At 64.6% G+C, this 17,986-nt stretch carries 16 protein-coding genes, 1 other RNA gene and 1 pseudogene; 10 read left to right on the forward strand and 8 right to left on the reverse strand.

Annotated elements, in window-relative coordinates:
- The gene (locus GGR62_RS15640; RefSeq protein WP_184408780.1) at positions 1–2,964 is read left to right on the forward strand and encodes a valine--tRNA ligase; all 2,964 of its coding nucleotides are present in this window, start codon (positions 1–3) and stop codon (positions 2,962–2,964) included.
- A 94-nt stretch (positions 2,965–3,058) separates the two neighbouring features.
- Here GGR62_RS15640 and GGR62_RS15645 read toward each other — a convergent pair whose 3' ends face one another.
- On the reverse strand, positions 3,059–4,192 hold the full coding sequence (locus tag GGR62_RS15645; protein ID WP_184408781.1) for a pectate lyase: 1,134 nt from the start codon (positions 4,190–4,192) through the stop codon (positions 3,059–3,061).
- 230 nt (positions 4,193–4,422) lie between these two features.
- Here GGR62_RS15645 and GGR62_RS15650 point away from each other — a divergent pair, with 230 nt between their 5' ends.
- Positions 4,423–4,857 (forward strand): hypothetical protein, encoded by a 435-nt coding sequence (locus GGR62_RS15650; RefSeq protein WP_184408782.1) that lies wholly within the window; start codon positions 4,423–4,425, stop codon positions 4,855–4,857.
- A 230-nt stretch (positions 4,858–5,087) separates the two neighbouring features.
- On the opposite strand, the pseudogene GGR62_RS15655 reads toward GGR62_RS15650, so the two are convergent.
- From GGR62_RS15655 to pssA, 4 genes and pseudogenes are all read right to left on the reverse strand, one after another.
- A pseudogene (locus GGR62_RS15655) lies at positions 5,088–5,240 on the reverse strand (ribosomal-protein-alanine N-acetyltransferase); the annotation flags it as partial.
- 24 nt (positions 5,241–5,264) lie between these two features.
- Positions 5,265–5,747: a ribosomal protein S18-alanine N-acetyltransferase gene (gene rimI / locus GGR62_RS15660; RefSeq protein ID WP_184408783.1), complete on the reverse strand. Its 483-nt coding sequence runs from the start codon at positions 5,745–5,747 to the stop codon at positions 5,265–5,267.
- The gene (locus GGR62_RS15665; protein ID WP_184408784.1) at positions 5,744–6,214 is read right to left on the reverse strand and encodes an alanine acetyltransferase; all 471 of its coding nucleotides are present in this window, start codon (positions 6,212–6,214) and stop codon (positions 5,744–5,746) included. The genes rimI and GGR62_RS15665 overlap by 4 nt, the downstream gene beginning before the upstream one ends.
- Positions 6,211–6,984: a CDP-diacylglycerol--serine O-phosphatidyltransferase gene (pssA, locus tag GGR62_RS15670; protein ID WP_184408785.1), complete on the reverse strand. Its 774-nt coding sequence runs from the start codon at positions 6,982–6,984 to the stop codon at positions 6,211–6,213. The genes GGR62_RS15665 and pssA overlap by 4 nt, the downstream gene beginning before the upstream one ends.
- Positions 6,985–7,110: 126 nt before the next feature.
- Here pssA and GGR62_RS15675 point away from each other — a divergent pair, with 126 nt between their 5' ends.
- The 3 genes from GGR62_RS15675 to GGR62_RS15685 all read left to right on the forward strand — a co-directional run bounded on the left by GGR62_RS15675 (position 7,111) and on the right by GGR62_RS15685 (position 9,960).
- A complete protein-coding gene (locus tag GGR62_RS15675) occupies positions 7,111–7,512 on the forward strand; it encodes a DUF4124 domain-containing protein (protein ID WP_184408786.1) in 402 nt (133 codons plus the stop codon).
- Positions 7,513–7,661: 149 nt separating this feature from the next.
- The gene (locus tag GGR62_RS15680; RefSeq protein WP_184408787.1) at positions 7,662–9,356 is read left to right on the forward strand and encodes a proline--tRNA ligase; all 1,695 of its coding nucleotides are present in this window, start codon (positions 7,662–7,664) and stop codon (positions 9,354–9,356) included.
- Between the two features lie 145 nt (positions 9,357–9,501).
- A complete protein-coding gene (locus tag GGR62_RS15685; RefSeq protein WP_184408788.1) occupies positions 9,502–9,960 on the forward strand; it encodes an H-NS histone family protein in 459 nt (152 codons plus the stop codon).
- 59 nt (positions 9,961–10,019) lie between these two features.
- Here the strand turns inward: GGR62_RS15685 and GGR62_RS15690 are convergent, their stop codons facing one another.
- The gene (locus GGR62_RS15690) at positions 10,020–11,279 is read right to left on the reverse strand and encodes a threonine/serine exporter family protein (protein WP_184408789.1); all 1,260 of its coding nucleotides are present in this window, start codon (positions 11,277–11,279) and stop codon (positions 10,020–10,022) included.
- 166 nt (positions 11,280–11,445) lie between these two features.
- Between GGR62_RS15690 and GGR62_RS15695 the strand changes: the two genes are divergently transcribed.
- The 4 genes from GGR62_RS15695 (at position 11,446) to GGR62_RS15710 (ending at position 15,050) form a co-directional block, all read left to right on the forward strand.
- Positions 11,446–12,558, forward strand: coding sequence for an ABC transporter permease (locus tag GGR62_RS15695; protein ID WP_184408790.1), 1,113 nt, complete (start codon positions 11,446–11,448; stop codon positions 12,556–12,558).
- A gap of 85 nt (positions 12,559–12,643) precedes the next feature.
- Positions 12,644–13,480 carry an ABC transporter ATP-binding protein gene (locus tag GGR62_RS15700; protein WP_184408791.1) on the forward strand — a complete coding sequence of 279 codons (837 nt, stop codon included), beginning with the start codon at positions 12,644–12,646 and terminating at the stop codon, positions 13,478–13,480.
- A 2-nt stretch (positions 13,481–13,482) separates the two neighbouring features.
- Positions 13,483–14,409 (forward strand): MlaD family protein, encoded by a 927-nt coding sequence (locus GGR62_RS15705; protein WP_184408792.1) that lies wholly within the window; start codon positions 13,483–13,485, stop codon positions 14,407–14,409.
- The gene (locus tag GGR62_RS15710) at positions 14,406–15,050 is read left to right on the forward strand and encodes an ABC-type transport auxiliary lipoprotein family protein (RefSeq protein ID WP_184408793.1); all 645 of its coding nucleotides are present in this window, start codon (positions 14,406–14,408) and stop codon (positions 15,048–15,050) included. The genes GGR62_RS15705 and GGR62_RS15710 overlap by 4 nt, the downstream gene beginning before the upstream one ends.
- A gap of 22 nt (positions 15,051–15,072) precedes the next feature.
- Here GGR62_RS15710 and GGR62_RS15715 read toward each other — a convergent pair.
- A non-coding RNA gene (locus tag GGR62_RS15715) (sX9 sRNA) lies at positions 15,073–15,149 on the reverse strand.
- 452 nt (positions 15,150–15,601) lie between these two features.
- Positions 15,602–16,201 (reverse strand): alpha-ketoglutarate-dependent dioxygenase AlkB, encoded by a 600-nt coding sequence (locus GGR62_RS15720; protein ID WP_184408794.1) that lies wholly within the window; start codon positions 16,199–16,201, stop codon positions 15,602–15,604.
- Positions 16,202–16,326: 125 nt separating this feature from the next.
- On the opposite strand from GGR62_RS15720, the gene GGR62_RS15725 reads away from it, so the two are divergent.
- Positions 16,327–17,976, forward strand: a complete 1,650-nt coding sequence (locus GGR62_RS15725) for an electron transfer flavoprotein-ubiquinone oxidoreductase (protein ID WP_184408795.1) — start codon at positions 16,327–16,329, stop codon at positions 17,974–17,976.
- Positions 17,977–17,986: the final 10 nt, after the last annotated feature.

Below are 17,986 nucleotides of genomic sequence, written 5' to 3' on the forward strand. Positions count from 1 at the left end.
ATGACCACCCTCGCCTCCAGCTACGACCCCTCTTCCTTCGAATCGCGTCTGTACGCGCAGTGGGAGGCGGCCGGTTACTTCGTGCCGTCCGGCAAGGGCGAGCCCTACACCGTGCTGCTGCCGCCGCCGAACGTGACCGGCACGCTGCACATGGGCCATGCGTTCCAGCAGACGCTGATGGATGCGCTGGTGCGCTATCACCGCATGCGCGGTTTCGACACGCTGTGGCAGGTGGGCACCGACCACGCCGGCATCGCCACCGAGATGGTGGTGTCGCGCAATCTGGCGCTGGAAGGCAACGGTGAAACGCGCGACTCGCTCGGGCGCGAGGGGTTCATCGCCAAGGTGTGGGACTGGAAGGCCGACTCCGGCGACACCATCGAGCGCCAGATGCGCCGCCTGGGCACCTCCAGCGACTGGTCGCGCAGCACCTTCACCATGGACCCGCAGCCGTCGGCCGCGGTCAACGAAGCGTTCGTGCGTTGGTACGAGCAAGGGCTGATCTATCGCGGACAGCGGCTGGTCAACTGGGACCCGGTGCTGAAGACCGCCATCTCCGATCTGGAAGTGGAAAGCATCGAGGAAGACGGCTTTTTGTGGTCGATCCGCTACCCGCTGGCCGATGGCGTGACCTACGAGCACGTCGAGCACGATGCCGACGGCGTCGAGACGCTGCGCGAGATCCGCGATTATCTGGTGGTGGCCACCACGCGTCCGGAAACCATGCTGGGCGACACCGCCGTGATGGTGCACCCGGACGATGCGCGCTACGCCACGCTGCACAACGAACGCATCGTGCTGCCGCTGACCGGCCGGCAAGTGCCGGTGATCACCGACGATTACGTCGATCGCGCCTTCGGCACCGGCGTGGTCAAGGTCACGCCTGCGCATGATTTCAACGATTACGCGGTAGGTGTGCGGCATGGTTTGCAGTTGATCAACATTCTCACCCCTGATGCCAAGATAAGTTCCAGCCCCATAGCATCGCGTATGGCAGATTTCTATGCAGCAGGTAATGGGCCTACCGATTCAAGCGGTAACTACAGCCAGCTATTTGGGAAGGAAGCCAACTATCGGCACTATCCGAATCCCGGCAATGTTGAAATTCCTGCTAAATATCACGGCCTAGATCGCTACGAGGCCCGCAAGCTGGTGCTCTCGGACCTCGAAGACCTGGGCGTACTAGTGGAAACCAAGCCGCACAAACTGCAGGTCCCACGCGGCGACCGCACCGGCCAGGTGATCGAGCCCTATCTCACCGACCAGTGGTTCGTCAAAATGGACGCGCTGGCCAAGCGTGGCCTGGAGCTGGTGGAAAGCGGCCAGATCAAGTTCGTGCCGCCGAACTGGATCAACACCTATCGCCACTGGATGGAGAACATCCAGGATTGGTGCATCAGCCGTCAGCTGTGGTGGGGGCATCGCATCCCGGCGTGGTTCGACGAGGCAGGCAAGTGCTATGTCGGCCATGACGAAGTCGAGGTGCGTGCGAAGCACGGCCTGGGTGCAGAGATCGCATTGCACCAGGACAGCGACGTACTGGAAACCTGGTTTTCCTCGCAACTATGGCCGTTCTCCACGCTCGGCTGGCCGGATGCGGATACGATGGCAGAGCGCGGTTTCGAGCGCTATCTGCCGTCGTCGGTGCTGGTCACCGGCTTCGACATCATCTTCTTCTGGGTGGCGCGCATGATCATGGCCACCGACAGCTTCACCGGCCAGGTGCCGTTCCGCGATGTCTACATCACCGGCCTGATCCGCGATGCGCAGGGCCAGAAGATGTCCAAGTCCAAGGGCAATGTGCTCGACCCGCTGGACATCATCGACGGCATCAGCATCGAGAACCTGGTCGCCAAGCGCACCAACGGGCTGATGCAGCCGCGCATGGCCGAGAAGATCGAAAAAGCCACGCGCAAGGAATTCCCGGACGGCATCATCGCCCACGGTGCCGACGCGCTGCGCTTCACCATCGCCGCACTCGCCACGCATGGCCGCGACATCAAGTTCGACCTGGGCCGCGCCGAGGGCTACAAGAACTTCTGCAACAAGCTGTGGAACGCCACGCGCTTTGTGCTGATGAACACCGAAGGCGCGCGCTTTGCCGGCGTGCCGCAACCGCGCACCGAAGCGGAGAAGTGGATCCTGGCGCGGCTGGACAAGGTCACCGCAGAAACCCACGCGCACTACGCCAACTACCGCTTCGACCTGCTCGCGCAATCGCTGTACGAATTCGCCTGGAATGCATTCTGCGATTGGTTCGTGGAGCTGGCCAAGCCCGCACTCAATGGTCAGGACAGCGAGGCGGCGGCCAGCACCCGCCACACCCTGCTCTATGTGCTGGAGGCCCTGCTGCGTCTGCTGCATCCGCTGACCCCGTTCATCACCGAAGAACTGTGGCAGCAGGTCGCACCACGCCTGGGCATCACCGCCTCCACGATTTCCTTGCAGGCGTTCCCGCAGGCCGGCGATGTCGCTACCGCAGGTTACGCCAGCGCAGAAACCGACGTCGAATGGCTGAAGTCGATGGTGTCGGCATTGCGCCGTGTGCGCAGCGAGCTGAACGTGCCGCCGTCCAAGCAGGTGCGTCTGCTGTTGCAGGCCGGCACTGCCGACGATCGCACCCGCGTGGCGCGTTTCGCCTCGCAACTGGCGTTCCTGCTCAAGCTCGAAGCGATCGATTGGCTCGATGCCGGCCAGGACACACCGCCGTCGGCGGCCGCCATCGTCGGCGAGCTCACCTTGCTGGTGCCGCTGGAAGGCCTGGTGGACATGGATGCCGAACGCACGCGCCTGGACAAGGAAATCAAACGCGTGGAAGGCGAAATCGGCAAGTGCAACGGTAAGCTCGGCAACGCCACCTTCGTGCAGAACGCACCGGCCGTGGTGGTCGAACAGGAACGCGCGCGCTTGAACGACTGGACCATCCAGCTGAGCGGCCTGCGCGAGCAACGCGCCAAGCTCTAGCCCTGGTCGGCAACACGCGGCGCGCCCCACTCACGCACCAACGCACAACGCCCGCATCACTGCGGGCGTTGTGCGTCACTCCCCATCATCCAGCTTAGAGCTTGCCTGCGCCGGCCTTTGCCTTGACGTCTGCAGCCACCTTGTCGGCCGACAGCAGGTTGTAGGTGTAGGGCGGCGTCCAACCGATGTTGGAATTCCAGGAGCACGACAGTGCCTTGCCATTGAGCAACGAGCCCTGGTCGCGATACACGCTGCCGCCGTAGTCGGCCGCGATCTTGTCGCAACTGCTCACGCCGCTGATGTCGAACACGTTGCGCTCGGAGAAGATCTTCGACTCCTTGCCCACACCATGCGCATGCGAGAACGGGTACACCTTATTGCTGGTGCTGCCGACGTGGTAGTTGTTGTACAGATGCACCTGGCCGAAACGCACACGCGGTGCACGCGCGGAAATATTTTCGAACAAGGTGTTGTGGATGGTCACCCTGAGCTTGCCGCTGTCGGTGCTGGATGCGCTGTCGCTGGAGCCGATCAGATTATTCTTCTCGTGCGATTTGAACACCGAGTACGAAATGGTCACGAAGTCGGCGCCCTTCTTGACGTCCATTGCGCCATCGTGATGCTGCTTGGGCCGGCCGTTGGCGGTGCCGTTCTGGTCGTCGGTGCGGCGGCCATCGGTAAAGGTGACATGATCCACCCAGACGTTGGACGCACCTTCCACGGTCAGCCCGTCGTACTCGGAATTCCAGTTGCCGGCGTTGCCGTCATTCGGATCCCAGACAGGCTCCGGATCCCAGGGATTTTCGATGGTCAGGTTGCGGATGATGACGTCATTGGCCTTGACGTAGAAATAGCCCTCGCGAATCTCTGCGTTGTTGGTAATGCCGATCAGCGTGGTCTTGGTGGGAATGTCCAGGCGCGCACGCGACTTCATGTCCGCCGTCTTGGTATAGGGCGTGCCTTCACTGATATCGATGATGCCACTGATCTTGATGATGCGCCCGTTGCTGCCCACGCTAGCCTTCAGCGCGCTCTTCAGCTCGGCGGCATTCTTGACGGTGTAGATATTGGCAGCCGCCGCATTCGACCCACCCTTGGTCCCACCGTTCTGTGTTGCCCAACCAGTTGTCGCAACTTCCATTGCGGAATCGGCGCAGGCAGCGCCAATTACCAGCAACGACCCGACAAACAGCGACGCGGCGGCCGCCGTTGAAAATTTCGGCTTCATCTTGATGTCTCCCTCGAATGGATGCGATGCACCGCGTGGCGGCGCTACCTCGTCTAGCAGATGCGGAACCTGTTTTTTCGTTTATGGAATATCCGGTCCTGCGAGGCGGATACTAGGAGCATCGCAATCGCCTGTATTGAGCCGATGTATCGATGTGCACGCCTAGTCACGCAAACGATTGCAGGACATTCAAGAGAAGACAAAATGCGGTGACGGGGACACGCAGGGACATGACCAAGGACACTGCATCGCAGCATTATCTAAGCCGCAATAAAACCCTATGTATATCGAGAAAATCGGGGGTTTCGCGCGCACCCGCCGGCATTATTCGCGGCGATTTCGCTGCAATGCAGCGCATTTATCCAAAACCCCATTTACGTGACGATTTTTGCTCGTGCGCAAGCGAGATAGAAAAAAACGCGATGGAGATGGCGGAACTATCACCCCTATTGCGGAATCATCATCCCGCACATCCAGGCGGCCGGAATATCCGCAAGCGCAGCGCCAGACCGCAAGCGGACCCGCATTCCGGCATCGATTGCAATGGTGCGGACGCCCTGAGGGCAAAACCACAGACACCCGATTGCGTCGCCAGCGCGGCCAGCTGCAGCACCTGGCCCAATCAAACGGTGCAGACACCGCAATGGTCCGGTCGTCGCCGTTAGCGACACCCAATGGACCGAAAATAGCGCGCGCGGTCGCCACGCCCAGACTCCAACCGCATTGGCCACGAGAGACCCTCTCCATCATCGACACGCCATCGTGGCCTGCACCGCACCATCAATCACACATCACTGCGCCAACTCGCCTTGCCCGGCGGGCGTTGTTGGTGCAGCGGTTCGATGGCGCGCGGCTTCGACGGTGATCGGTGCGGCTGGCGACGTCGCCGCGACGCTCAGGAAAACCCTTCGAAAGACAACTCGATCGCCATCACCAACGCATCCTCGCGCCCGGTGTTGGAGGGGTAGTAGCGCGGGCGCCGACCGATTTCGTTGAACCCTTCGGAGTGATACAGCGCAATTGCCGACGGATTGGACGGGCGCACTTGCGGCTGGCGACGTCGCCGCGACGCTCAGGAAAACCCTTCGAAAGACAACTCGATCGCCATCACCAACGCATCCTCGCGCCCGGTGTTGGAGGGGTAGTAGCGCGGGCGCCGACCGATTTCGTTGAACCCTTCGGAGTGATACAGCGCAATTGCCGACGGATTGGACGGGCGCACTTCCAGAAACGCGCGCCGCGCGCCGCGATCGCAGGCGCCCTTGATCAGGGCGCGCAACAGCAGGCGGCCATGGCCTTGCGATTGCGCTTCCGGGGCGATGCAGACGTTGAGCACATGTGCTTCGTCGGCGGCGATGCTGATCACGCCATAGCCGATCACCTGCCCGCCCTGCTCCATCACCCAACCGGGGTAGCCGGCCTGCAGGCAGTCGCGAAAGATGCTGCGCGTCCATGGAAACGGATAGGCGCGATGTTCGATGTCCATCACCACGTCCAGATCGCTCTCGCGCATGGTGCGCAGCGAGGTGCGCAACGGGGCGTTCAAGGCGCTCACGCCTTGTCGCGGCGGCGCCGGAGCGCGCGCAGTTGCGGCCACAGCGCGCGCTTGGCTGCCGGATTGCCGCGCAGCTCGGCCAATGGCCAGGACGCCATCAAGGCTTGTGTCTCCGGGTCGCCCGGGTTACATCCGGAGGCGCGCAGCAACGCAATCTGCAGGCGATCGGGCATGCCGACCCGGTTACTGCGCCGTTGCGGGGCGGCGGCCTGGGCCGTGTTGACCGTCCGCGGCGGCTCGGCCGGCGCCGCCGGAGCCGTGCGGCGCATCGCCGGCGGCGCGGCTTGAACCGCCGCAGGCTGAGACGCGCGCTCGGCACGTGCCGGCGCCACCGGCGCGTCCTCCATAACGTCGACAGGCGGCAATGCATCGGCGGTGTCGCGGTCCAGATAGACGGTGTGCCCCAATGCCTGCAGATACGACACCTGCAGATCGGACCACATCGGCTCGGACGCCAACGCGCTCATGGCAATTCGGGCACCCGCCGCCCGCGTCGCCACAGCCAGATCACCGGGCCGGACAGCGCGTACAACACAGCGATCACCAGCAGCGAACGGGCCAGGTCGATCACCAGCAAGGCGATCACCACCGTGGCGACCGCCAGTGCCAGGAACGGCACGCGGTCGGCACGCGGGCCACGCGCGGCTCCCTTGAAACTCCAGAAACGGATCCGGCTGACCATCAGCAGGGCCGACACCACGGTGACCGCCAGCGCCAGATAGCGCAGTTGTTGGCCATCGAAGCCCAGGCTGTCGTCCGCAAACGCCCAGACGAAGGACATCATCAAGCCGGCTGCGGCCGGACTGGCCAGGCCGATGAACCAGCGCTTGTCGACCACGCCGACCTGGGTATTGAAGCGCGCCAGCCGCAGCGCCGCGCAGGCGGCATACAAAAAGGCCGCCGACCAGCCGACCCGGCCCATCACGCTGCTGTCGTACTTCAGCGCCGACAGCGACCAGTGATACATCACCAGTGCCGGGGCCATGCCGAAGCTGACCAGATCGGCCAGCGAGTCGTACTGCACGCCGAATTCGCTGCTGGTATTGGTCAGGCGCGCGATCCGGCCATCCAGCCCGTCCATCACCGCAGCGACAAACACCGCCATGGCCGCCTGGACGAATTGCCCGTTGGCGGCGGCGATGATGGCGTAGAAACCGGAAAACAGCCCGGCGGTGGTGAACAGGTTCGGCAGCAGGTAGATCGTGCGCGAGCGCGGGGGCGGTCTCATTTCATCCATGGGACAAGTGTAGGGCCTGAGGTCCGTCCGGCGGTAGCGCGTCCTTAGCCGTGCGGCGCGCGGATCACTTGCCAGCGCGGGCCGTGGATGCTGCAATCGCGGCGGGAATCATCCAGGGGAAGCCACATGCACCTGTCGTCCGGGCTCTGCGCCCTGTTGCTGCTGGTCAGCGCCGCCGCCGGCGCCACCGAACTGTATAAGTGGAAGGACGCCAAGGGTGTGACCCATTACACCGAAACTCCGCCACCCAGCGGCCAGCGCTACGAAGCGCGCCGCATCGATGCACGCAGCGGCACTGCCGCCATCGCTGCAGCCGACACGGCCACGCCCGAATCGGCCGAGTGCACCAACGCCCGCCGTAACCTGGAATTGCTCAGCGGCAAGGGCGAGGTCAGCCTGGGCGCTGGCGCCGATGGCAAGCCCGGCACCGCACTGGACCCGGAGGCCCGTGCCGCCCAGCGCAATCTTGCAGAGGCCGCCGCCAAGGCCTATTGCAAACCGGCCCCCAGCAGCGGCCCGGCGAGCTGAGCCAACCCGGACCGCCCGCGCGCCGCTCTTCGTATCGCGCCGTGTCATGGTCGTGGCAGTCGCCGTGACACGGCCGCGCGACAGCGTTGCCGATGACCTGCGGGGCGCGACACTGGCAAACTAGCGGCTTTCCGCCCAAGCGAAGCCCGATGCGTCTTTCCCAGTTCCACCTGCACACCACCAAGGAAACCCCGGCCGACGCCGAGCTGGTCAGCCACCGTCTGATGCTGCGCGCGGGCATGATCCGAAAGCTCGCCTCCGGGCTGTACACCTGGTCGCCGTTGGGCCTGCGCGTGCTGCGCAAGGTCGAGGCCATCGTGCGCGAGGAGATGAACCGCGCCGGGGCGGTGGAAGTGCTGTTCCCCACCATCCAGCCGCGCGAGCTGTGGGACGCGACCGGCCGTTGGGAAAAGTTCGGCGGGCAACTGCTCAAGATCAAGGACCGCAAGGAACAGGAGTTCTGCTACAGCCCGACCGCCGAGGAAGCCGCGGCCGAGTTCGCGCGCCAGGAAATCAACAGTTACAAGCAGTTGCCGCTGAATTTCTATCAAATCCAGACCAAGTTCCGCGATGAGATCCGGCCGCGCTTCGGGGTGATGCGTGCGCGCGAATTCCTGATGAAGGACGCCTACTCCTTCCATCTCACCGATGCGGACATGGCGCGCGAGTACGACAACATGCGCGCGGCCTATACCCGCATCTTCACCCGCCTGGGCCTGGAATTCCGTGCCGTGCAGGCCGATTCGGGCGCGATCGGCGGCGACGCCTCGCAGGAATTCCATGTCATCGCCGCCTCCGGCGAAGACTCGCTGGCATTCTCCACCGGCTCGGATTACGCCGCCAACGTGGAAACCGCCAGCGCTGCCCTGCCCGCACCGCGCGCCGCCGCCAGCGAGGCGATGCGCCAGGTCGACACGCCCACCCAGAAGACCTGCGAGGACGTCGCGCAGCTGCTGGGCATCGCGCTGCAGCGCACGGTCAAGTCGGTGGCGGTGATGACCCAGGCCGGCTTCGTGCTGGTGCTGGTGCGTGGCGACCACGCGGTCAACGAGATCAAGCTGGGCAAGGTCGCCGGCCTGGCCGATCACCGCCTGGCCAATGAAACCGAGATCCGCGAGCATCTCGGCTGCGAACCCGGCTTCCTGGGGCCGGTCAACACCGCCCGGCGGGTGCGCGTGGTGGCCGATCGCGATGTGGCGGCGATGGCCGACTTCGTGGTCGGCGCCAATGTGCCCGGCGCGCATCTGGTCGGCGTCAACTGGGGCCGCGACCTGCCAGAGCCTGACACCGTGGCGGATCTGCGCAACGTCATCGACGGCGAGCGCGCGGCCGATGGCGGCGAGCTGCGGCTGGCCCGCGGCATCGAAGTGGGCCACGTGTTCCAGCTCGGCAGCCAGTACGCGCAGGCGCTGCAGGCCACCGTGATCGACGAAAACGGCAAGGTCGCGGTGATGAAGATGGGCTGTTACGGCATCGGCATTTCGCGCATCGTGGCCGCGGCAATCGAACAGAACCACGACGAGGCCGGTATTGTCTGGCCCGCACCGATGGCGCCGTGGCAGGTGACGGTCTGCGTGATCAACCCCAAGCAGGACGCGCAGGTGATGGCCGCCGCCCAGGCCTTGCTGGACGAATTGATCGCCGCCGGGATCGACGCCGCATTGGACGATCGCGGCCTGCGCCCGGGCGCCATGTTTGCCGATATGGAGCTTTTAGGCATTCCGCATCGGGTGGTGGTCTCGGAACGCGGATTGGCAGCCGGCACATTTGAATATCGCGCACGCACTGCCGAGGCGGCAGAGAATCTGGATAAGGCAGGGTTATTCTCTCGCCTGGACCGCTGATCGAATCACCCGGAACTCCTTCAATAAAGATGAACACAATGCGCCGAATTATTTCGGCGCATTTGTCATGCAGGTTTTCTGAGATTATGATGACAGCGCTGCCACGGACCGGCTTTCTTTTTTTCTCTCATCTTCCGGAGTAACGATGTCGATCGATCTTAGCGGCCTGTCGGCCAAGCAGTTGGGTGCCCTGATCAAAAATGCGAAGAAGCAGCAGACCGTTGTTGCCAAGCGCGCCCCGATCGCCAAGGTTCGCACTCAGCTGACCCGCGCTGCAAAAGCCCAGGGTTATTCCATCGAAGAATTGTTTGGCGCTTCCGCTAGCGCTCGCCCAGGTCGTCCCGCCGCCGCTGCCAAGCCGGGCCCGCGTGCCGGCCGCAAGCTGGGCAAGGTGCCGCCGAAGTATCGCAACCCCGCCAACCCCCAGGACACCTGGACCGGCCGTGGCAAGCAGCCGCGCTGGATGGCCGAACTGACCGCCGCCGGCAAGAAAGTCGAAGACTTCCTGATCAGCAAGGCAGCCGCAAAGAAGACCCCGGCCAAGAAGACCTCCACGCGCAAGGGCACCACCAAGCGCGCGACCAAGAAGTCCAAGGCGGCTTGATTCAAACCAATAAAAACGCCGGCACTGCCGGCGTTTTTATTGCGCGCTTTTTCTGCCCGTCATAAATTCTTGCGGGCCGGTATCAACAGATTGCCGAACAGCAATCCAGCCATCAATGCCATCACAATATTGGTGACCGCCAATAGCGCTGCCTGTCCGACGCTGACATCCTGTTGCTGTACCAATGTCAGAAAGCCGCGCAGGCTGACGCTACCGGGAACCAGCATGATGATGCCGGGCAAGCGGATCAGCGCACCGGGTTTTTGCACCACCCGCCCGAACAGATTACCGGCGGCAGTCAATGCCATGGCCGAAGCGAACACGCCGGCTGGACCACCCCAGGCATGCCCGGCATAACGCGCAATGACATACCCGGACATGGCCGCTGCCATGATCCATAAATAATCGCGCCGACTCGCTTTGAACAACACCGCAAAGGCATAGGCAGCCACCAGCAGCGAGGCCCATTCGACCCAGGCGGCCTGCGGGCGCAGCGCGGCCACCTGCGGTTGCAGCCCGATCAGCTGGGTCAAGGTCACCGCGATCACCGCACCGACGGTGAGCTTGAGCACCGTGGTCACCGCACCGGCCAGGCGCGCAGTGCCCGACACCCAATGCTGGCTGGCCAACTCGTTGAAGGCATTGGTCAGCGACATCCCCGGCAGCAGCACCACCAGCGAGGCGATGATCACCGTATTGAGATTCAGCGGCCCGATCAGCGAAGCGACCACCGCCGCCACCACACCGGCCAGCAGGCCGGCCAGTGCTTCACCTGCCTCCTTGGTGGCAGGCCGCTTGTCGGTGTACTGGGTCAGCAGGCCGATCGACATGCCGATCGCCCCGGCGGTGGCGATATCCAGCCAGGGCAGCTTCCACAGTCCGGCCACGCCGGCCGCCGCCAGCCCGAAGGCCAGCACCTGCATGGTCTTGCCGCGCCGGTCCACCTCGCGGTCCAGCCGCCGCAGCGCGGTGTGGCCCTGCGCGATGCTCATGCGCCCGTTGGCCACACTGTCGGCCACGTAATCGGCCACGCTGAGTTTGTACAGATCGTTTTCGCCCGGCGCCAGCCGGATCACGCGCGTGATATCGCTGGAACCGATCGCCTTGGTCGGGTCGCTGAAGCTCAGGATGATGCCGGTGGGATTGGACCAGGGCTCGCAGTCCAGACCCAGTTTCTGCGACAGCCCGACCACGGCGGCCTCCAGGCGCTGCGCGGTGGTGCCATACGAATGCAGGCGTCCGGCGATTTCCGAAACGAAGGCGACGCGCTGGGCGTAGGTGGCGCTGGCGGACGGTAAGACAACAGTGGCAGCGGACATGCGTGGCGAGTCGGATCGGAGAAACGCCGTCTGGCGAGGCCGCCAGTGTATGCCGCAGCGCGCGCAACCGGCGTCCGGATTGGCAACGGCCGCGCCCGTCCGGAGCAGATATCCCCACATTCACTGACGCCAGCCGCTGTATGCTGGCGCCACGGACAGGCCACCCATGATCAAACCGCAACCTCCACGCATCGAACAAGACTCGCAGGATCAGGCACAGGTCCGCCTCGCTGGCAGTTGGGTCCTGGCGACCGCCCTGCCGCAGGCAGAACTGCTGCAGACCGTGCCCGATGGCATTCGTCGCATCGACGCGCGCGGCATCGCGCAACTGGATTCGGCCGGCGTACTGCAGTTGCTGCGCTTCGCCAGCCGCATCGGCCTGAAGGAAGACGCGATCGATTTCCGCGATGAGCATCAGGCGCTGGTGTGCACCATCGAGGAACTCAACGACGAGCGCCCCAAGCCCAAGCGCGATTTCGGCTTCGTCGCTGCGCTGGATCGCCTGGGCCGCACCACCCACGGGGTCGGCCAGGGCATCCTGGAGCTCAACAGCTTCCTGGGCGAGAACCTGGTCAAGATCGCGCGGCTGATCCACGAGCCGCGCCGCTTCCGCCTGACCTCCACCGTGCATCACATGGAACAGGTCGGCCTGGATGCGGTGCCGCTGGTGGTGCTGCTGTCCTATCTGGTCGGTGCGGTGATCGCGTTCCTGGGTTCGACCATCCTGCGCGACTTCGGCGCGGAGATTTATGTGGTGGAACTGGTATCCATCGCCTTCCTGCGCGAGTTCGCGGTGCTGTTGACCGCCATCGTGCTGGCCGGTCGCACCGCCAGCGCCTTCACCGCGCAGATCGGTGCGATGAAATCACGCGAAGAGGTCGATGCCATCCGCACCCTGGGGCTGGACCCGATCGACCTGCTGGTGATCCCGCGCCTGCTGGCGCTGATCTTCACCCTGCCGCTGCTGACCTTCATCGCGATGATCGCCGGCCTGGCCGGTGGCGTGACCGTGGGCGCGTTCGATCTGGATATCCCGCCGCAGATGTATCTGGCGCGCATGCACGACACCATCCAGCTGCGGCATTTCCTGGTCGGCCTGTCGAAGGCGCCGCTGTTTGCGCTGGTGATCGGCCTGATCGGCTGCCTGGAGGGCTTGAAGGTCAGCGGCACCGCGCAGTCGGTGGGCGAACGCACCACCTCCTCGGTGGTGCAGACGATTTCCTTGGTCATCATCCTCGACGCGATTGCGGCGTTGTGGTTCATGAAGATGGGGTGGTGATGAAGCCGGGATTCGACATTCGGGATTTGGGATTCGTGCAAAGCAAACGCGCCGCTAGCGCCCCGACATTCGGGAGCGCGGTGCTGTGACCAATCCCCAATCCCTAATCTCCAATCCCGGCCCAGAGGCCGACGACGACCAGCTGGCGATTTCCGTGCGCGGGCTGACCAATCGCTTCGGTAGCCAGGTCGTCCACGAGGAACTGGATCTGGACGTGCGCCGCGGCGAGATCCTGGGCGTGGTCGGCGGCTCGGGCACCGGCAAGTCGGTGCTGATGCGCAGCATCCTGGGCCTGCGCGAGCCGGACGCCGGCAGCATCCAGGTGCTGGGCGCAGATGCGCGCTCGGGCCGTTATGCCGACCGCCAGCACATCACCCGCAACACCGGCGTGCTGTTCCAGGACGGCGCGCTGTTTTCGTCGATGACCGTCGGCGAAAACGTGCAGGTGCCGCTGAAGGAACATCACGGCGAGTTCCCGGAGCGCTGGTATTTCGAGCTGGCGCTGCTGAAGATCAAGCTGGCCGGCTTGCCGGCCGATGCGCTGGACAAGCTGCCCTCGCAATTGTCCGGCGGCATGCGCAAGCGTGCCGGCCTGGCGCGGGCGCTGGCGCTGGATCCGCCGCTGTTGTTCCTGGACGAGCCCACCGCCGGGCTGGACCCGATCGGCGCGGCCGCCTTCGACCGCCTGATCCGCACCTTGCAGCAGGCGCTGGGCCTGACCGTGTTCCTGATCACCCACGATCTGGATACGCTGTACGCCATCTGCGACCGCATTGCGGTGCTGGCCGATCGCAAGGTGATCGCCAACGCGCCGCTGGCCGAGATCGAACAGGTCGACCACCCCTGGATCCAGGAATATTTTCACGGACCGCGCGCACGCGCCGCGCGCGCGGCCAAGACCGACTCCACCGAGACCGCCTGAGCATGGAAACCAAAGCCAATTACGTCCTGATCGGCGCCTTCACCATCGTGGCAGGCATCGCCCTGCTGCTGTTCGGCCTGTGGGCGGCCAAATACTCTTCCGACCGCACCTGGCAGCAATACCGGGTGGTGTTCCGCGAAGCGGTCACCGGCCTGACGGTCGGCAGCCCGGTGCAATACAACGGCATCGCGGTGGGCTCGATCACCGAGCTGACGCTGGCGCCGAACGACCCGCGCCAGGTCGTCGCACACGTGCGCGTCAATTCCACCACGCCGATCAAGAGCGATACGCGCGCCAAGCTGGGCATCACCAGCCTGACCGGCCCGTCGATCATCCAGCTCTCCGGCGGCACGCCCGAGGCGCCGTCGCTGACCACCATCGACAAGAGCGATGCGCCGATCATCCAGACCACGCCCTCGGCGCTGCAGAACATCACCGACACCGCCAACCGCATCGTCGAGCGCATGGACCAGATGCTGTCGGACAAGAACGTGGCCAGCATTTCGGCAACGCTGCAGAACCTGGAAAAGATCAGCGGCGGCATTGCCGACCGCGACGACGGCATGCAGGCGCTGATCGTCAGCGCGCGCGATGCCGCGCGCAATCTCGACACCACGCTGACCACCACCAACGGCACCATCAAGCGGCTGGATCAGAACCTGGTGCAACAGCTACCCGGCATCCTGGAAAAGCTCGACGCCACGTTGGTCAAGCTGGACTCGGCTGCCGGCAACGCCGACAACATCCTTGGCGAGAACCGCGCGGCCATCAATAGTTTCGCCAATGACGGCCTGGGCCAGCTCGGTCCAACGCTGACCGAATTGCGTGGCCTGATCCGCGACCTGCGCCGGGTCAGCGACAAACTGGACAACAACCCTGCGCGCTACCTGCTCGGCCGCGACGCACCCAAGGAGTTCGAACCGAAATGACTGCCATGCGCCTGTTGCGTCCCCTGCTGTGCGTCTCGTTGCTGGCGCTGGGCGGCTGCTCGGTCCTGACCGGTGGCGATAAGAAGCCGGCCACGATCTATGCCCCCACCGTGCGCGTCACGCCCAATCCCACCTGGCCGCAGGTGACCTGGCAGCTGTCGGTCGCCAAGCCGAGCGCAGCCCGCATCATCGACAGCCCGCGCATCAGCGTGCGCCCGACACCGGGCGAGTTGCAGGTCTATCAAGGCGCAAGCTGGGCGCAATCGGCGACCGACATGCTGGAAGACAGCGTGGTGCGTGCGTTTGAGGACTCCGGCAAGATCGCTGCGGTCGCCCGCATCGGCACCGGCATCCGCTCGGAGTACAAGCTGGCGATCGACCTGCGCCGCTTCGAGTCGGACTACGCTGGCCAGTCGCTGCCGTCGGCCACCATCGAACTCAACGCCAAGTTGCTGCATTCGTCGGATCAACGCGTGGCCGCCTCGCGCACCTTCCTGGTCGCACGCCCGTCCAGCAGCACCGACATCGCAGCGGTCGCGGCGGCATTCGAGCAAGCGATGACCCAGGTCACCACCGAGCTGGTGGGATGGACCTTGGTCAGCGGTCAGCAGGATAGCCAGAACCTGCCGCGTTCGTTGTAAGCGCAAGCGACAGACTTAGAGCGGCTAGAAAAACGTAGCAAGCAGTCGCCAGGTGGGCGCGGACGGCGCGCAGGAACCGGGAGTGCACGAGTGGTACATGCCGATTCCGAGCACCGGCCGCGCCCGCCTGAAGGATGCCGCAGAGCGGCTGATCTGTGGCCTGGCTGCAGGGCCCTTGCCCGCCCACCCTCGCGGGACACGCTGCAAGTACGTCCTTGTAAGCTCTTACGCGGCATCCATGCCGCGTAAGGTCCCGCGAGGGTGGGCGGGCAAGGACCAATCAAGATGGTCGGTATGCAGGTTTTCAACAAAGCACCGACTCACTCGCTGGTGCGGTGTCCTCACCGATTGCGGGACCGTGTGGCGGCATGGATGCCGCCACCGAGCCCCCAGGGACGGGTCCACGGCGTGTCCCGCGAGCGGTGAGGGCACCGCGCCCTCGACCCCCTCAGCGTTTGACCTGGGCTTCTGACCGCACCCAGCAAGATGCGGCTGACAAAACCACTGCGCTCACCGCCAGCAGAGCGCTCGCTACGTTTCGTTAGCCGCTCTTATGGCTGGGACACGCGCATCGCAATCTGACGAAAGGTCAGATTGATGCGCTCGCCGACTGGCTTTACGGTGCGCGGCAAGGCGTGCTTGTAGTGGCGCTGGGTATCCCCGCCCATCAGCAGCAGATCGCCGTGGCCCAGCTCCAGCGTCTGCTTCAACGCCGCATCGTCGCGATGCTTGAACGCAAACCGCCGCGTCGCGCCCAGGCTCAATGAGGCGATCAGCGGCTGCGCGCCCAGCTCCGGCTCGTCGTCGCTATGCCAGCCCATCGCATCGTTGCCGCTACGGTAGCGGTTGACCAACACGCTGTTGAACGGATGCCCGGTTTCGTCCTGCAGACGCGTGCGCACTGGCTGCAGCGCCTCCAGCCACGGCTGCGGCGCAAATTGCGTACCCGAATAGCGATAGCTGGCATCCGCATCGCCGATCCAGCTGCTCAGCCGCGGCGAATCCACCACCCGTCCAAACATGCGGATGCGGTGCACCTCCCACTGCACCTGCGCCAGCAACGCCTGCATCAACGCATCGGCCTGCGTGGCCTGCAACCAACCTCGGCACCAACTGATCTGCGCCTGCGGCAATGCAACCGGAATCTTCATCCTGCAGACGCTAGCACGCACCTGCCGAGCCGGGCGTGCGGTGAGGATGAATCGATTCCATTTGCCGCCGTCACATCGAATCCCGGAAAATGCGTACCAGCCATCGAGCCAACGGGAGTGGAGCAATGTCGGAAGCGGGAGTCGGCGCACCTGCGCCAGAGGCGGTCGAGCGCGACGTGATGGAGTACGACGTCGTCACCGTCGGCGCCGGTCCGGCCGGGCTGGCCTTTGCGATCCGGCTCAAGCAGCTCGATCCGAACATCAGCGTGTGCGTGATCGAAAAATCCAGCACCATCGGTGCGCACATCCTGTCCGGCGCAGTGATCGAACCCGGCCCGCTGGATGCGCTGCTGCCGGGCTGGCGCGACAATCCACCGCCGATCTGCGTGGCCGCCACCGACGACGAATTCTGGTTTCTCGGCAAGGACAGCGCGCGCAAGTTTCCGGTCGTGCCGCCGGGCATGCGCAACCATGGCAACTTTATCGTCAGCCTGGGGGCGATGTGCGCCTGGTTGGCGCCGCAGGCCGAAGCGTTGGGCGTGGAAATCTACCCTGGCTTTGCCGCCGCCGAAACCCTGCACGACCACAACGACCAGGTCGTCGGCGTGCGCATCGGCGACATGGGCGTGGCCAAGGATGGATCGCACAAGCCTGGTTATACCGCCGGCATCGACATCCGCGCCAAGGTCACGGTGCTGGCCGAAGGCGCCCGCGGGCATCTGACCAAGCGCCTGCTCAAGCGCTTCGACCTCACCGCCGACGCCGACCCGCAGGGCTACTCGATCGGCATCAAGGAGCTGTGGCAGGTACCGGAGGGGCGCGTCAGCCCCGGCAAGATCGTGCACACGCTCGGCTGGCCGGCCGACAACCGCACCTACGGCGGCAGCTTCCTGTATCACCTGGACAACAACCAGATCGCGCTCGGCTATGTGAGCGGACTGGACTACAGCGACCCGAAGTACCAACCGTGGGAGGCCTTCCAGCAATGGAAGAACCACGCGCTGATCAAGCCGCTGCTGGAAGGCGGCAGCATCCTGTCGGCCGGCGCGCGCGCCATCGTCACCGGCGGCTGGCAGTCGCTGCCAAAGGTGGAGATGCCCGGCGCCCTGTTGATCGGCGACACCGCCGGCCTGCTCAACGTGCCCAAGATCAAGGGCACCCACCAGGCGATCCGCAGCGGCATGCTGGCCGCCGAGCACCTGGTGCAAGCGCAGCTGGCGCCGCAAGGCTTCGACGCCAAGTTACGCGCCTCCGATGCGATGGCCGAGCTGAAGCAGGTGCGCAATATCAAGCCAGGCTTCAAGAAGGGCCTGTGGTTCGGCCTGCTGAATGCCGCCTGGGAAACCGCGCTCAAGGGCGCCTCGCCGTGGACGCTGAAGAACAAGCCCGACTGGTCGGCGCTGCACAAGATCGGCGAGTACGAACAACCCAAGCGCGACTACGGCACGCGCGAGCTCGCACCGCGCGACCGCCTGCAGGCGGTCTACTTTGCCGCCACCGAACACGACGAAGACCAGCCCGTGCACCTGAAAGTGCTCGACACCGACGTGTGCGCCACCCGCTGCGTGGAGGAATACGACAACCCCTGCACCCGCTTTTGCCCGGCCAACGTCTATGAAATGGTCGCAGACACCAACAGCCCTTCCGGCAAACGCCTGCAGATCAACGCCGCCAACTGCGTGCACTGCAAGACCTGCGACATCAAGGACCCGTACGAGATCATCACCTGGGTCACACCGGAGGGTGGTTCGGGCCCGAACTACCAGAATCTGTGAGCAGCGACCG

The organism is Xanthomonas sp. 3075, from assembly GCF_014197275.1.
GTDB lineage: Bacteria > Pseudomonadota > Gammaproteobacteria > Xanthomonadales > Xanthomonadaceae > Xanthomonas > Xanthomonas campestris_B.